16 protein-coding genes are annotated in these 14,950 nt (G+C 72.1%); 7 read left to right on the top strand and 9 right to left on the bottom strand.

Annotated features, from left to right (window positions below):
- Positions 1-72 precede the first annotated feature (72 nt).
- Together ACZ43H_RS06090 and ACZ43H_RS06085 are read left to right on the top strand one after the other, a co-directional pair.
- A complete protein-coding gene (locus ACZ43H_RS06090; protein ID WP_464588581.1) occupies positions 73-1,692 on the top strand; it encodes a sensor histidine kinase in 1,620 nt (539 codons plus the stop codon).
- On the top strand, positions 1,689-2,360 hold the full coding sequence (locus ACZ43H_RS06085) for a response regulator (RefSeq protein ID WP_464588580.1): 672 nt from the start codon (positions 1,689-1,691) through the stop codon (positions 2,358-2,360). Before ACZ43H_RS06090 ends, ACZ43H_RS06085 begins: the two co-directional genes overlap by 4 nt.
- Positions 2,361-2,420: 60 nt before the next feature.
- Here the strand turns inward: ACZ43H_RS06085 and ACZ43H_RS06080 are convergent, their stop codons facing one another.
- A complete protein-coding gene (locus tag ACZ43H_RS06080; protein ID WP_464588578.1) occupies positions 2,421-3,857 on the bottom strand; it encodes a glycine hydroxymethyltransferase in 1,437 nt (478 codons plus the stop codon).
- Between the two features lie 419 nt (positions 3,858-4,276).
- On the opposite strand from ACZ43H_RS06080, the gene ACZ43H_RS06075 reads away from it, so the two are divergent.
- From ACZ43H_RS06075 to ACZ43H_RS06055, 5 genes are all read left to right on the top strand, one after another.
- Entirely contained in the window at positions 4,277-5,986 is a 1,710-nt protein-coding gene (locus tag ACZ43H_RS06075) for a nitrite/sulfite reductase (RefSeq protein WP_464588577.1), read from the top strand.
- The gene (locus ACZ43H_RS06070) at positions 5,983-6,168 is read left to right on the top strand and encodes a hypothetical protein (protein WP_464588575.1); all 186 of its coding nucleotides are present in this window, start codon (positions 5,983-5,985) and stop codon (positions 6,166-6,168) included. Before ACZ43H_RS06075 ends, ACZ43H_RS06070 begins: the two co-directional genes overlap by 4 nt.
- Complete coding sequence (locus tag ACZ43H_RS06065; protein WP_464588573.1) at positions 6,165-6,911, top strand: phosphoadenylyl-sulfate reductase; 747 nt, start codon at positions 6,165-6,167, stop codon at positions 6,909-6,911. The genes ACZ43H_RS06070 and ACZ43H_RS06065 overlap by 4 nt, the downstream gene beginning before the upstream one ends.
- Before the next feature lie 88 nt (positions 6,912-6,999).
- Positions 7,000-7,743, top strand: a complete 744-nt coding sequence (locus ACZ43H_RS06060; RefSeq protein WP_379183084.1) for a sirohydrochlorin chelatase — start codon at positions 7,000-7,002, stop codon at positions 7,741-7,743.
- 57 nt (positions 7,744-7,800) lie between these two features.
- Positions 7,801-8,367, top strand: coding sequence for a TerD family protein (locus ACZ43H_RS06055; RefSeq protein WP_464588571.1), 567 nt, complete (start codon positions 7,801-7,803; stop codon positions 8,365-8,367).
- 25 nt (positions 8,368-8,392) lie between these two features.
- On the opposite strand, the gene ACZ43H_RS06050 is transcribed toward ACZ43H_RS06055, so the two are convergent.
- The 8 genes from ACZ43H_RS06050 to ACZ43H_RS06015 form a co-directional block, all read right to left on the bottom strand.
- Positions 8,393-8,782, bottom strand: coding sequence for a DUF3037 domain-containing protein (locus ACZ43H_RS06050; protein ID WP_464588569.1), 390 nt, complete (start codon positions 8,780-8,782; stop codon positions 8,393-8,395).
- Entirely contained in the window at positions 8,779-9,546 is a 768-nt protein-coding gene (locus ACZ43H_RS06045) for a HipA family kinase (RefSeq protein ID WP_464588567.1), read from the bottom strand. The genes ACZ43H_RS06050 and ACZ43H_RS06045 overlap by 4 nt, the downstream gene beginning before the upstream one ends.
- Before the next feature lie 49 nt (positions 9,547-9,595).
- The gene (locus ACZ43H_RS06040; RefSeq protein ID WP_464588566.1) at positions 9,596-10,441 is read right to left on the bottom strand and encodes a PPK2 family polyphosphate kinase; all 846 of its coding nucleotides are present in this window, start codon (positions 10,439-10,441) and stop codon (positions 9,596-9,598) included.
- Between the two features lie 107 nt (positions 10,442-10,548).
- Positions 10,549-11,265, bottom strand: coding sequence for a GNAT family N-acetyltransferase (locus ACZ43H_RS06035; protein ID WP_464588564.1), 717 nt, complete (start codon positions 11,263-11,265; stop codon positions 10,549-10,551).
- 92 nt (positions 11,266-11,357) lie between these two features.
- A complete protein-coding gene (locus ACZ43H_RS06030) occupies positions 11,358-11,849 on the bottom strand; it encodes a phosphoribosyltransferase (protein ID WP_464588563.1) in 492 nt (163 codons plus the stop codon).
- A 20-nt stretch (positions 11,850-11,869) separates the two neighbouring features.
- Positions 11,870-12,610 (bottom strand): regulatory protein RecX, encoded by a 741-nt coding sequence (locus ACZ43H_RS06025; RefSeq protein WP_464588561.1) that lies wholly within the window; start codon positions 12,608-12,610, stop codon positions 11,870-11,872.
- Complete coding sequence (gene recA / locus ACZ43H_RS06020; protein ID WP_464588560.1) at positions 12,600-13,643, bottom strand: recombinase RecA; 1,044 nt, start codon at positions 13,641-13,643, stop codon at positions 12,600-12,602. Before recA ends, ACZ43H_RS06025 begins: the two co-directional genes overlap by 11 nt.
- Before the next feature lie 251 nt (positions 13,644-13,894).
- Positions 13,895-14,935 carry a hypothetical protein gene (locus ACZ43H_RS06015; protein ID WP_464588558.1) on the bottom strand — a complete coding sequence of 347 codons (1,041 nt, stop codon included), beginning with the start codon at positions 14,933-14,935 and terminating at the stop codon, positions 13,895-13,897.
- Positions 14,936-14,950: the final 15 nt, after the last annotated feature.

The following is a 14,950-nucleotide window of genomic DNA, read 5'->3' as shown; positions in this document are numbered from 1 at the left end:
GGACGCGCTGTGACGGCCGTCACCGTTGTGGTCGTTGAGTTCACACCCGTCCCGGTGAGGGACAATCCCGCCATGCGCTGGCGCCGCTCCACCCGGGAGCCCTCGGTCGCACGGCAGATCCTGCTGCTGCAGGTCCTGGTCGTCGTCGTGCTCGTAGTCAGCGCGCTCGGCCTGGCGGCGTACGATGCCCGGCACAATGCGCGCTCGACCGCGACCGAGCGGGCGGTCGCTGTGGCCCGGACGCTGGCGGACTCCCCCACCCTGGTGGACGCGCTGGACGACCCGGACCCGAGCGCGACGATCCAGCCGCTGGCTGAGCGGGTGCGGCGCGACTCCGGGGTCGACTTCATCACCGTGATGAACCTCGACCTGATCCGCTACAGCCACCCCGACCCGGACCAGATCGGGCGTCACTTCGTCGGCGACGTCGGCAACGCGCCGCAGGGGGGCACGTTCACCCAGGAGTACGCCGGGACGCTGGGTCCGTCCATGCGGGCCGTCGTGCCGGTCCGCGACGGCTCGGGGTCGGTGGTCGCCCTCGTCTCGGTCGGCATCACGATCGAGCGGATCGATCGCGGCCTGCGCGACGACGTGCTGCTGATCGGCGGTGCCGCGCTGGCCGTGCTCGGGGTGGGTCTGGCCGGCACCTGGCTGGTCGCCCGGCGGCTGCGGCGCGCCACGCACGGACTGGGCGAGCGCGAGATCACCCGGATGTACGAGTACTACAGCGCCGTCCTGCACGCCGTCCGCGAGGGACTGCTCCTCATCGACGACCGGGGCCGCGTCCAGCTGGTCAACGACGAGGCCCGCCGGCTGCTCGCACTGCCCGAGGACGTCGTCGGCCGACCGGTCTCCGACCTCGGGCTGCCGCCGGGGCTGGTCACCGCGGCGCTGGGCCGCACCAGCGAGGCCGACGACATCTACGTCGCCGGTGAGCACGTGCTGGTCGTGAGCTCCTCCCCCGCGACCTGGCAGGGACGCGAGGTCGGCGCCGTCGTCAGCCTGCGCGACCACACCGAGCTGCGCTCGGTCACCGGCGAGCTCGACGTCGTCCGCGGCCTCACCGAGTCGCTGCGCTCGCAGAACCACGAGGCCGCCAACCGCCTGCACACCGTGGTGTCCCTCATCGAGATGGGACGCCCCGAGCAGGCCGTCGCGTTCGCCACCGAAGAGCTCGAGGTGGCCCAGCACCTCACCGACCGGATGGTGGGCCAGGTCGGCGACCCGGTGGTCGCCGCCCTGCTGCTCGGCAAGAGCGCCGAGGCGGCCGAGCGGGGCATCGAGCTCACCGTCGAGGGCGACCTGCCGACACCGGGGCCCGCCGTCGCGCCGCGGGACCTGGTCACGGTGCTCGGCAACCTCGTCGACAACGCCCTCGACGCGGTCGCCGGGCGACCGGTGCGCCGGGTGGCGGTGCGCCTGGGCGGTGACGCGGACACGCTGCTGGTCACCGTCGGTGACAGCGGGCCCGGACTGACCGAGGAGGAGGCGGCCCACGTGCTGGACCGGGGCTGGACCACGAAGGCCTCGGCCGACGACCTCGGTGGCCGGGGCGTCGGGCTCGCCCTGGTGGGGCAGGTGACCAGGCGGCACAGCGGCGAGGTGGAGATCGGCGGGTCACCCCACGGGGGCGCCGAGTTCACCGTCACCCTGCGGGCGGCGTCGGTCCGGGCGAGGCGGGCGGACGCATGAACGTCCGGGTGCTCGTCGTCGAGGACGAGGCGCTCGCGGCGGAGGCGCACGCGGCGTACACCTCACGCATCGAGGGGTTCGAGGTCGCCGGCATCGCGCGCTCGGCCGCCGAGGCGGCGCGCTTCCTGAACCAGGACCGTCGCGTCGACCTGGTGCTCCTCGACATGCACCTGCCCGACGGCCACGGCCTGGGGCTGCTGCAGCGGCTCCGCGGCGCCGGCCACCGCTGCGACGTGATCGCGGTGACCTCCGCGCGGGACGCCGACGTGGTGCGGCACGCGGTCGCCCAGGGCGTGGTGCTCTACCTGCTCAAGCCGTTCACGTTCGCGACGTTCCGCGCCAAGCTCGAGCAGTACGCCGCCTACCGCGCCCGGCTCGCGGCCGCACCCGAGGAGGTGGTCCAGGACGAGGTGGACCAGCTGTTCGGCTCGTTGCGGCCCGCGCCGACGGCCCCGAAGGGCATGAGCGCGGAGACGCTGCGCGACGTGACGGCCGCGCTGCGCGACGCCGACTCCCCCCTGTCGGCGAGCGAGGTGGCCGCCGCGGTCGGGGCCTCCCGGGTCACCGCGCGGCGCTACCTCGAGCACCTCGCCGAGACCGGCCAGGCCGAGCGCCGGCCCCGGTACGGCGGCAGCGGCCGCCCCGAGATGGAGTACGCCTGGCGCTGAACGGGTCGTGCGGCCCGAAGTGCGCTCCGGCGCACCCTGGACCGCACGACCCGGTGGGACTCAGCTCAGCTCGAGCCCGGGGTAGAGCGGGTGCTTGTCGAGCATCTCGGCGGAGGCCGCCTTGACCTTGTCGGCGACCCCGTCACCGAGGACGTACGACGCCTTCGACGGCCCACCCGCCTTGGTGGTGCCGGGCTGGGTGTTCGACAGCACGTGCACGATCAGGTCGGCGACGGTGTCGAACTCGTCGTGGCCGAAACCGCGGGTGGTCAGCGCCGGGGTGCCGAGGCGGATGCCGGAGGTGTACCACGCACCGTTGGGGTCGGCCGGGACGGAGTTGCGGTTGGTCACGACACCCGCGTCGAGCAGCGCCGACTCGGCCTGCCGGCCGGTGAGGCCGAAGGACGACACGTCGAGCAGCACGATGTGGTTGTCGGTGCCGCCGGTGACCAGGTTCGCGCCGCGGGTCAGGAACCCCTCGGCGAGCGACTTGGCGTTGTCGGCGATCTGCTGGGCGTAGGTCTGGAACGCCGGCTGGCGGGCCTCGGCGAGCGCCACGGCCTTGGCGGCCATCACGTGCGAGAGCGGGCCGCCGAGCACCATCGGGCAGCCGCGGTCGACGTCGGCGGCGTACTCCTCCTGCGCGAGCACGAGGCCGCCGCGCGGGCCGCGCAGCGACTTGTGGGTCGTCGTGGTCGTGATGTGGGCGAACGGGACCGGGTTCTCGTCACCGGTGAAGACTTTGCCCGCGACCAGACCGGCGAAGTGGGCCATGTCGACCATCAGCGTCGCGCCGACTTCGTCGGCGATCTCCCGCATCTTGGCGAAGTTCACGCGGCGCGGGTAGGCGGAGTAGCCGGCGATGAGGACCAGCGGCTTGAACTCGCGCGCCTTGGCGGCGACCGCGTCGTAGTCCAGCAGCCCCGTCTCGGGGTCGGTGCCGTACTGCTGCTGGTGGAACATCTTGCCGCTGATGTTGGGCCGGAAGCCGTGGGTGAGGTGGCCGCCGGCGTCGAGGGACATGCCGAGCAGGCGCTGGTTGCCGAGGTCGTGGCGCAGCGACTCCCAGTCGGCCTCGCTCAGCTCGTTGACGTTCTTCGCGCCGAGCTTCTGCAGGGCCGGGGTCTCGACCCGGTTGGCGAGGATCGACCAGAACGCGACCAGGTTGGCGTCGATGCCGGAGTGCGGCTGGACATAGGCGTACGGCGCACCGAACAGCTCACGCGCGTGCTCGGCCGCGACCGACTCGACGGTGTCGACGTTCTGGCAGCCGGCGTAGAAGCGGTGGCCGACCGTGCCCTCGGCGTACTTGTCGCTGAGCCAGGTGCCCATGGTGAGCAGGACCGCGGGCGAGGCGTAGTTCTCGCTGGCGATCAGCTTCAGGGAGGCCCGCTGGTCGGCGAGCTCCTGACGTGTCGCGTCCGCGATGCGGGGTTCGACCGAGGCGATGACCTCGAGTGCCTGGCTGTACGCGCTGCTGATCAGGGCATCCGTCATGCTCACAGCGTAGTGACGTGGCGGGCGGTCGTCAGCGCCGCGTCCGCCGCGGGTGCGGTGTGACCTGGGCCGCACCGGCGGCGTCTCCCCGCCTCGCCGGCCGCTCCCTGTTTCGCCATGTGGACACCCATCTCACTGCATGAGATTTCGCCTTGTGGTCAGCACGTCCGACCCGTGAGACTTCCGGACATGATCAGCGCTGCGACGCACGCGTACCTCGTGGTTCGACGCCACGTGGACCTCGGGCGCACCCGCAGCATGATGTGTTGGCCCTTCTGACCGCCGTCGTCCTCCCCCGCGAGCCGACGGCCGCCGCCCGAGACACCAGTCCCCGGGCGCACGGTTGAGAAAGGTCAACCCGACGACGAGGTCGGGCCCTGACGATTCGTGCGTCTCACAACCGCCAAGGACCCCGCCTCATGCCCGACCAGGCCACCGCTCCCCGCACCCCCCGCCCCCGCGCCAAGCGCGGTGAGGGCCAGTGGGCGCTCGGCTACCGCGAGCCCCTGAACGCCAACGAGCAGTTCAAGAAGGACGACGACGCCCTCAACGTCCGCGCCCGGATCGAGGCGATCTACTCCAAGCGCGGGTTCGCCTCGATCGACCCCAACGACCTGCGCGGCCGGATGCGCTGGTGGGGGCTCTACACCCAGCGCGCCGAGGGCTTCGACGGCGGCAAGACCGCGACCGTCGACCCGGCCGACCTCGACGCCGAGTACTTCATGATGCGGGTCCGCTCGGACGGCGCCCTGCTCAGCGCCGACGCGGTCCGGGCCCTGGGCACCGTCTCGACCGAGTTCGCCCGGGACACCGCCGACATCACCGATCGCGAGAACATCCAGTACCACTGGATCCGCATCGAGGACGTCCCCACCATCTGGGAGCGCCTCGAGGCCGCCGGCCTCGACACCCAGGAGGCGTGCGGCGACTCGCCGCGCCCCTTCCTCGGTTCGCCGGTGGCCGGGATCGCCGCCGACGAGATCATCGACGGCACGTCGGCCCTCGAGGAGATCAAGCGCCGCTTCATCGGCAACAAGGAGTTCTCCAACCTCCCCCGCAAGTTCAAGACCGCGCTGACCGGGCACCCGTCGCACGACGTCTGCCCGGAGACCAACGACGTCGCCTTTGTCGGCAGCGTCCACCCCGAGCACGGCCCGGGCTTCGACCTCTGGGTCGGCGGTGGTCTCTCCACCAACCCGATGCTGGCCCAGAAGCTCGGTGTCTGGATCCCGCTCGACGAGGTCGCCGACGCCTGGGAGGGGGTCGCCTCGATCTTCCGCGACTACGGCTACCGACGGCTGCGCTCCCGCGCCCGGCTGAAGTTCCTCGTCGCGGACTGGGGCGTCGAGAAGTTCCGCGAGGTCCTCGAGACCGAGTACCTCGGCCGGGCCCTCGTCTCGAACCCCTCCCCCGCCTCGCCGGAGGTGCAGAGCGACCACATCGGCGTGCACGCCCAGAAGGACGGCAAGCTCTACGTCGGCGTCGCCCCGGTCGTGGGCCGGGTCTCCGGCACGGTCCTCACCGGGCTGGCCGACCTGGTCGAGAAGTACGACGCGGCCGGCGTCCGGCTCACGGCCTACCAGAAGCTCGTGGTCATCGGCGTCGAGCAGGCCCATCTCGACGCGTTCCTCGCGGACCTGGAGAAGATCGGCCTCACCGCGACCCCGTCGAACTGGCGCCGCAGCACGATGGCCTGCACCGGCATCGAGTTCTGCAAGCTCGCGATCGTCGACACCAAGAACCGCGCCCGCGACCTGGTCACCGAGCTCGAGCGTCGCATCCCCGACCTCGACACCCCGATCACCGTCAACGTCAACGGCTGCCCCAACGCCTGCGCCCGCACGCAGGTCGCCGACATCGGGCTCAAGGGCCAGCTGGTGATGGACGCCGACGGCAACCAGGTCGAGGGCTTCCAGGTGCACCTCGGTGGCGCGACCGGGCTCAACGCGACCTTCGGCCGCAAGCTGCGCGCGCACAAGGTCACCAGCGCCGGCCTCGACGACTACGTGACCAACGTGGTGCGGGCCTACCTGGACGAGCGCGAGCCCGGCGAGTCCTTCGCGGCGTGGGTCACCCGCGCCGACGAGGCAGCCCTCCGGGGCGAGCGCGAGCTGGAGGTCGTCTCATGAGCGAGCGCGCGGTGCCCTTCCACTGCCCCTACTGCGGCGACGAGGACCTGCGGCCCCACGAGGTCGTCTCGGAGACCGGCGAGGTCAGCTCCCCGCACGGCACGTGGGAGTGCCGCTCCTGCATGCGGGCGTTCTCGCTGAAGATGCTCGGGCTCCTTCGTCCCTCGGGTGGTGCGTCATGACCGCCGCGACCACCACCTCGGCCCGCAACTTCCGCGGCACCCACACCGAGGGGCGCTCGCCCGAGGAGCTGCGCGAGCTGGTCTCCCACGTGGGCGCCGAGCTCGAGCTGGCCCCGGCCGAGCACATCATCGAGTGGGCGGTCGCGACCTTCGGCGAGCGGTTCTGCATCACCTCCTCCATGGGGGACGCGGTGCTGGCCCACCTCGCCGCCCAGGTCGCCCCCGGCATCGACGTCGTCTTCCTCGACACCGGCTACCACTTCGCGGAGACCATCGGCACCCGCGACGCGGTCGAGGCCACCCTGGACGTCAACCTGCTGACCATCACGCCCGTGCAGAGCGTGGCCGAGCAGGACGCGGAGCACGGCAAGGACCTGTACAGGACCAACCCCGACCTGTGCTGCGCGCTGCGCAAGGTCAAGCCGCTGGCGCAGTCGCTCGAGCAGTACGACGCCTGGGCGACCGGGCTGCGCCGGGCCGAGACCCACAACCGGGTCATCGCCCCCGTCGTCGGCTGGGACGCCAAGAAGGGCAAGGTCAAGGTCTCGCCCCTGGCCCGCTGGTCCGACGAGGAGGTCGAGCGCTACATCGCCGAGAACGGCGTGCTCGTCAACCCGCTCGTCTACGACGGCTACCCCTCGATCGGCTGCTGGCCGTGCACGCGCCGTGTCGCCCCCGGTGAGGACCCGCGCAGCGGGCGCTGGGCCGGCACCAACAAGACCGAGTGCGGGATCCACTCATGACCCGTCACTCCCACCAGATCGACAGCGCTGTCGGTCGTCGTCACACCACCACCCCGGTAGCACCGGCAACACAGAGGAGGCCGCACTGATGGCTGCTCCTGCCCTGGTGGCCCTGGCTCACGGAAGCCGTGACCCACGGTCCGCTGCGACGATCACCGCCCTGGTCGACGAGGTCCGCGCGATGCGCCCGGACCTGCGTGTCGAGCAGGCGTTCCTCGAGCTCTCCAAGCCGTCGTTCACGACGGTCGTGGACCGGCTCGTGAAGGCCGGCCACGACGAGATCGTCGTCGTACCCCTCCTGCTCACCGAGGCCTACCACGCGAAGGTGGACGTGCCGTCCGCCGTCGCCGAGGCGCAGGCCCGCCACGAGGGCCTGCAGATCCGGGCCACCTCGATCCTCGGCCTCGAGCCGTGCTTCCTCGAGGTCCTCGACGTCCGGATGCGCGAGGCGCTCAAGGCCGCGCGGGTGCGCGAGCTCGACGCCCTGGTGCTGGCCGCCGCAGGCTCGAGCGACGCGCTGGCCAACCAGGCCGTCGCCCGGCTCGCCCGGGTGTGGGGCCAGCGGCACAAGCTCCCCGTCACCGCGGCGTTCGCCTCGGCCGCTCCCCCGGCCGCCGGTGAGGCCGTGCGCCAGTTCCGGGCCGAGGGCCGCCGCCACATCGCGGTCGCCTCGCTCTTCCTCGCCCCGGGCTTCCTGCCGGACCGGGCCGCGGAGCTGGCCACGGAGGCCGGCGCGATCGCCGTCTCCGAGCCGCTGGGCGCGCACCCCGAGCTGGCCCGCACCATCCTGGCGCGGTACGCCGTGGGTGCGGTCGAGCTCGTCCCCGTCTGACGTCGGGTCGTTCCTCCCGCCGGGTAGGTTCGAAGGACCACCGACGGGAGGAACGACGTGACACAGCTGAGCGCGGGCCAGGAGCTGGAGCTGGCCACCGATGAGGGGCAGCCGCTGACCCGGCTGCGCGTGGGCCTGGGCTGGGACAAGGAGCGCACCGCCGGGTTCATCGGCACGGGCGCTCCCGACGTCGACCTCGACGCGTCGGCCGTGCAGCTCGCGGACGGCCAGCTCTTCGACCTCGCCTTCTACAACAACCTCCGGACCCGCGACGGCTCGGTCGAGCACCTCGGCGACAACGTCACCGGGCGGGGCGAGGGCGACGACGAGGTCATCACCATCGACCTCGGCAGCGTCTACGCCAAGGTCGACACGATCGTCGTCCTGGTCAGCAGCTACCAGGGCCACACCCTCGAGTGGATCAACAACGCCTACTGCCGGATCACCGACGAGCACGACGTCGAGCTGGCGCGCTTCACCCTCACCGGCGGCGTGCCGCAGACCGGGCTGGCGATGGCCAGGCTGCACCGCGACGGCGACCGTTGGACGCTCCGCGCGATCGGTGAGGGCATCGACGTCAAGGTGCCCACGGAGTCGCTGAGGGCGTTGCGCCCCTATCTCTGACCCGCCGACCGCCCGGCCGGACCGTTCAGCCGACGAGCTTCCCCAGCAGGTGGTCGAGCTGGCGCGCCGGGTCGGCGGTGACGCCGCCGTGGACCGGGCCCGGCTGGATCACGGTGCTGCGCGGCGCCTTGATGAACCCGAAGCGCTGACCGATCGGCCGGTCCGCGGCTGCGCCGCCGCGCTCGTCGCCGGCGCACACGCCCTCCACGAAAGCCAGGGCCTCGCACAGCTGGTCGAGGTCCAGACCCGGGTCGAGCGCCGACAACCGCTCGCGGTCGACCGCCCACGCGACGTCGAGGTAGTCGCTCGCCTGGCAGTAGACCACCACACCGACGTTGAGGAACTCCTCCCGGTCCACGCGCGGGACGCAGCGCAGGACGACGTACTGGTAGGCCAGCCTGGTCGATGCACTCATGCACCCACCCCCTCCGGCAGCCACTGCCGGGTCGCCAGCCGCGCGGTCAGGAAGGCGACGTACGCCGCGCGCACGGCGTCCGCGGTCTCCGCACCGGGGACCGGCTCCAGCCACTCGTCGGGCACCTCGGCCAGCACCTCCGCCAGGACCGACTCGTCGAGCAGCGCGCGGATCCGCTCGTCGGCGGCAGGCAGCTCGGCGGCGTGGGACCCGAGCACGTGGTCGCTGGGGTCCCACGGCTGGGCGGCGAACCTCGCGGGATCGGTCACTCCTCCGGACCAGGCGTGGTGGAAGTACAACGACGCGCCGTGGTCGATGACCCACAGGTCACCGTGCCAGAGCAGCAGGTTGGGGTTGCGCCAGCTGCGGTCGACGTTGGCCGTGAACGCGTCGAGCCACAGCACGGTGGCACCCACCCCCTCGCCGGCCGGGAGGTCGCCGTCGTACCCGAAGGCGCCCGGCAGGAAGTCCACCCCGAGATTCAGCCCCGCACTGGCGTTGAGCAGGTCCTGGACCTCCTCGTCCGCCTCGTAGCGCGCGATCTCGGGGTCCAGCTCCAGGGCGACCAGCCGCGGGGTCTTCAGCCCGAGGCGGCGCGCCAGCTCGCCGACGACCACCTCGGCGACGAGCACGCGCAGCCCCTGGCCGGCGCCCCGGAACTTGCAGACGTAGGTGCCGAGGTCGTCGGCCTCGACGATGCCGGGCAGGCTGCCGCCCTCGCGCAACGGCGTGACGTACCTGGTGACGGAGACGGTGGGGATCATGCGCGGTCCCCGCGGAGGTGTGAGCGCAGCGAGCAGCTTCGTGGGGTGCTCATGAGATGGGTGCCTCGTCGACGAGGCGCTTGGTCTCGGCCTGCACGTCGAAGTCCGCGACCGGCCACTGCGGATCCATCCTGCGCAGCGTGTCGTACAGGAGCCGGCCGATCGCGAGGTTGCGGTACCACTTCTTGCCGCTCGGGATCACGAACCACGGGGCGTGCTCGGTGTTGGTCCGCTCCAGGGCGATCTCGTAGGCCTCGCGGTAGCGCGGCCACTGCGCACGCTCGTCGATGTCGCCGGGGTTGAACTTCCAGTGCTTGCTGGACTTCCCCAGCCGCGCGAGCAGCCGCTCCTTCTGCTCGTCGGCGGAGATGTGGAGCATGCACTTCACGATGGTCGTGCCGCTGTCGACGAGCTCACGCTCGAGGTCGTTGATCGCGCCGTAGCGGCGCTCGATCTCGTCGGGCCCGGCCAGCTCGCGTACCCGCCCGATCAGCACGTCCTCGTAGTGCGAGCGGTCGAAGACGCCGATGTAACCGGGCTCGGGCAGGGCCCGGCGGACCCGCCACAGGAAGTCGTGCTCCCGCTCCTCGTCGGTCGGCGCCTTGAAGGAGGTGATCCGCACGCCCTGGGGGTCGACGAGGCCGACCGTGTGCCGCAGCACCCCGCCCTTGCCGGAGGTGTCCATGCCCTGCAGCACCAGCAGCAGGCGGCGCCCGGAGCCCGAGCGACCCTCCGCGAACAGCCGTTCCTGGAGGTCCGACAGCTCGTCCCCCAGCGCGAAGAGCGCCGCCTTGCCCTTCTTCTTGCCCCCCTTGAAGCCCGGCGAGGTGTTGGTCTCGATGGTGGTGAGGTCCACCGGACCCGCGGGCAGTCGGAAGGGGTACTCGTCGGTCATGCGGGCCATCATGGCGGGTCTCGACGGGCTCGACCGCCGAAGGGTGCGGCTCGACCACCGGAGGTGTCCGGCTCGACCACCGGAGGGGTCCGGCTCGAGCCCGGGACTCACGCCAGGACGCGGCGTACGTCGAGGCTGCAGCCCACCACCGTGTCGACGCTGCCGTCGCGGTGCTGCTCGTCGAACCTCATCTGCTCCGCGAACCCCGCCTTCGCCAGCACCCGCAGCGAGGCGACGTTGCGGTGGTCGGGCGCCGCGAAGAAGGCGGGTGCGTCGGAGAAGCGACGGCGGGCGCGCAGCATCCAGGCCCACAGGATCCGGACGCCGAGGCCGCGACCCAGCCAGGCGGGATCGCCGATGGCGTAGTCGATCCCCACCGCCTGCGGGTCCGGGCCGAGCGCGGCATAGTCCGGGTAGTCACCGATGCGGTAGTCCTGGACGAAGCCGACAGACCTGCCGTTGACCTCCGCGACCCACATCCTGGTCGGGGTCATCCCGTCGATCCGCGGCGCGTACTCCGCCTCGACGGCCTCCCGGGTCGGCTCGCCGGCGAACGCCCACCAGCGGCGCACGTGCTCGCTCTGCCGCCAGCGGACCAGGGCGGGCAGATCGCCGTGCGTCATGGCGCGAGTGGTCACCACGCGGTCGTGGTCGACGACGAAGTGCTTGACCTCACCGGACAGGTCGACCGGCACCGGCTCCGCGTGCACGCTCGCGCACGTGCGTCTCGCCGCCTCGGCCCAGGACTCCCCCGCGCGCACGACGCCGGCGAGGTCGTGCCCCCGGTCGTGGACGACGACACGCATCCCGATGTGCTCGGTCACAGGGTGAGCGTAGGCCCGATCCGCGGGTGAGGAGCAGCGTCCGGCTCGGGCGCGATCGACTCGAGCCCGGTCGTCTCGGGCCCCGGCCGGCCTCAGGCGGGGGCGCCGCCGGCTCGCTGGACCAGCGGCGGCTGGGAGGACCACGGGAAGTCGATCCAGGCCGACGTCCGTCGCCAGGCGTAGTCGGGCTTCACCACCGACCGCGGCTTCTCGTAGACCACGGCGGTGCGGGCCTCGGCCACGTGGTCGGCGCAGAAGTCCTGGACGATCTCCAGGGTGCGCCCTGTGTCGGCGACGTCGTCGGCGATGAGCACCTTCAGTCCCGACAGGTCCACCACGTCGGGGGTGGGCGGCAGCATGATCGGCATGTCGAGCCGCTGGTCCTCGCCGGTGTAGAACTCGACGTTGACCACGGCGAGGTTCTTCACCGCCAGCGCATAGCCGAGGCCCATGCCGAGGGCCAGTCCGCCGCGGGCGATCGAGAGGATCAGGTCGGGGTCGAAGCCGTCGTCGACGACCTGCTGGCCGAGGTCGCGCACGGAGGCGCCGAACGCCTCCCAGGTCAGGGTCTCCCGGTCGGTCATGACGGGAGTCTGCCGCACTGTCAGAGCCCCGGGCCGGGGAGGTCCTCATCGTGGTCGCGACCGCTCGCCGCGAGCTCCTCGCGGACCACCGCGAAGGCCAGGCCCGAGCCGTAGCCCTTGCGCGCGAGCATCCCCACGAGGCGGCGGGTGGCGGTGGTGTCGTCGACCCGGGCCAGGGAGCGCAGCTTCTTGCGGACCAGTGCCCGAGCCGCCTCCTCCTCGGCCGCCGGCTCGATCTCGTCGAGCGCCTCGCGGGCGACCTCGTCGTCGACACCCTTGCGTCGCAGCTCCTGGGCGAGGGCCCGGCGGGCCAGCCCCTTGCCGGGCTGTCGGCTGGCGATCCACGACCGGGCGAACGCCTCGTCGTCGACCAGGCCGACCTCTTCGAAGCGGTCGAGCAGCCGGGTCGCGATCTCGGCGGGGACGTTCTTGGCCGCGAGCTTGTCGCCGAGCTCCTTGCGGCTGCGGGCCTGGCCGGTCAGCTGGTCCAGCAGGATCTTGCGGGCGACCGACTCGGGATCGGCCTCCGGCCCGCCCGCCTTCGGGTCGGGTGGGGGTGGATCCGTCCGTCCGGCCCGCCGCCGGCCCGGCCGCTCGCCGCGCCGCGACGACGTCCGCTCGGCCCCGACATCCGCCGGGGCGGGCGTGGCCGCGCGCTGCGTCCACGCGTCCACCCCGGCGGTGACGTCTCCGGCCCACGAGGGCGCGGGCCGATCGTCGTCGAAGCCCGACGAACGGGTCCTGCGGGACTCAGAAGTCATCGACACCCAGCGGGTCGGCGGGGGCCTCGGCGTCGACCGTCGGGCCCACGCCGAGCTTCTCGAGGATCTTCTTCTCGAGCTCGTTGGCCAGGTCGGGGTTGTCGCGCAGGAAGTTGCGGGCGTTCTCCTTGCCCTGGCCGAGCTGGTCGCCCTCGTAGGTGTACCAGGCACCGGCCTTGCGGACCAGGCCCGCCTCCACGCCGACGTCGATCAGGCCACCCTCGCGGCTGATGCCCTTGCCGTACATGATGTCGAACTCGGCCTGCTTGAACGGCGGGGCGACCTTGTTCTTGACGACCTTGACGCGGGTGCGGTTGCCGACCATGTCGGTGCCGTCCTTGAGCGTCTCGATGCGACGCACGTCGAGGCGGACCGAGGAGTAGAACTTCAGCGCCCGACCACCGGTCGTGGTCTCCGGGGAGCCGAACATCACGCCGATCTTCTCGCGCAGCTGGTTGATGAAGATCGCGGTGGTCTTGGAGTTGTTCAGGGCACCGGTCATCTTGCGCAGCGCCTGGCTCATCAGCCGGGCCTGCAGGCCGACGTGGCTGTCACCCATCTCGCCCTCGATCTCGGCGCGGGGCACCAGGGCGGCCACCGAGTCGATGACGATCAGGTCGAGCGCACCGGAGCGGATCAGCATGTCGGCGATCTCCAGCGCCTGCTCACCGGAGTCGGGCTGGGAGACCAGCAGCGCGTCGGTGTCGACGCCGAGGTTCTTCGCGTACTCCGGGTCGAGGGCGTGCTCGGCGTCGATGAACGCCACGATGCCGCCGGCACGCTGGGCGTTGGCCACCGCGTGCAGGGCGACCGTCGTCTTTCCGGAGGACTCCGGGCCGTAGATCTCCACCACGCGGCCGCGGGGCAGACCGCCGAGCCCGAGCGCCACGTCGAGCGCGATCGAGCCGGTCGGGATGATCTCGAGCGGGGCGCGCGTCTCGTCGCCGAGCCGCATGACCGAACCCTTGCCGAACTGGCGCTCGATGTTGGCGAGCGCGGTGTCGAGAGCCTTGTCGCGGTCTCCACCAGCCATGTCGTTCTTCTCCTTCGGGGGCTTCCCCGCCCCACGTCGTGGTCGCTTCGTCTGGGATGTCGTCGTCGTGTTCATCGTCGTGCGAGACGCTAGACGGGACCGCCGACAGTGCCGGTCCGGGGCCGGACTGCTGGGGACGACGTCGACCTGCGCGTCACCTGTGGACACACCCTAGCCCGAACACGTGTTCGACTCACGTAGGCGTGATGGGCGTGTCGGGTGCCGAGGCTCGGCCGCGTGCGTCGCCGTTGTCAGCCGCCGCACAACTGGGACTGCCGGGCGTGCAGCGTCGCGTGGTAGGCGTCCGGCTCCCGGACGCCCTGCTTCCAGCTGGCCAGCCACATCTGCGTCGCCGCCGTCGGTGAGAGACGTCCCGACCGGAGCATCTCCATGTCGTGCACGTGGTGCTCCCAGGTGTCGATCGACGTCCGCGCGGCGTCCAGCGCCTGCTGGTCGTGGGCCACGACGCGGGCACAGGAACGCAGGGCGGCGGAGGCGTCCTCCTGTCCGTCCGCCGGGGCGCAGGCCCCGGCCCGGTCGGCGAGGCCCCGGTCGGCGGCCCGGAACCGGGCCAGGCGCTGGTGCGCCCCGACGCGCGTCCGGTTCCAGAACTGCGTCGCCTGCTGCAGGCTGATGGCGCCGGAGACGAGCTGGTTCATGGCGCCCACGTGCACCTCCCACTGGTCCAGGGCGGGCGCGGCGGCGCGGAGCGCGCCGTGCAGGGCCGCGGCAGCATCGGCGCACTGCTCCTCGCGCCGCTGCTCAGCTGTCGTCGTGGCGGTCGTCGTCGGGGCGTCCGTCGGGGTGGTCGACGGAGTCGTTGACGGCGCCGGGTCCCTGCGCGACGCGGCGGCGTTCGCAGGAGCGCGGGACTCCCCGTCGGACCCCGCGGCGGCGAGCGACCAGACCAGGGCCACGACCAGCATCCCGGCGAGCGCGCCGGCGAAGAACGCCGGGCTCAGCCACCACCGCGCAGCCCCGTGCGCGTCGTCGGCTGACTCGACCCAGACCTCCCCGGGCCCCTCGGCCCAGTCCCCGTCGGGTGCTTCGACCCAGTCCTCGTCGGGTGCCTCGACCCAGTCATCGTCGAGGAGCTGGTCCCAGTCGTCGCCCCACTCGAGGTCCTCGTCCGGGGCAGCGTCGCCGGCCGACGCGGGAACGGCGTCGTCCCGGAGGTAGTCCCCGTCCGGGACCTCCTCCTCGTCCGTCCACGCGTCGTAGGCGTGGTCGCCCAGCCACGCCGACGGCTCGTCGGTGCCGTCGCCGTGGTCCGAGAACCCCCGTTCCTCCACGGCTCCACTCTTCGT

The organism is Nocardioides sp. DN36, from assembly GCF_055380375.1.
This window is presented reverse-complemented; position numbering and strand designations above follow the sequence as displayed.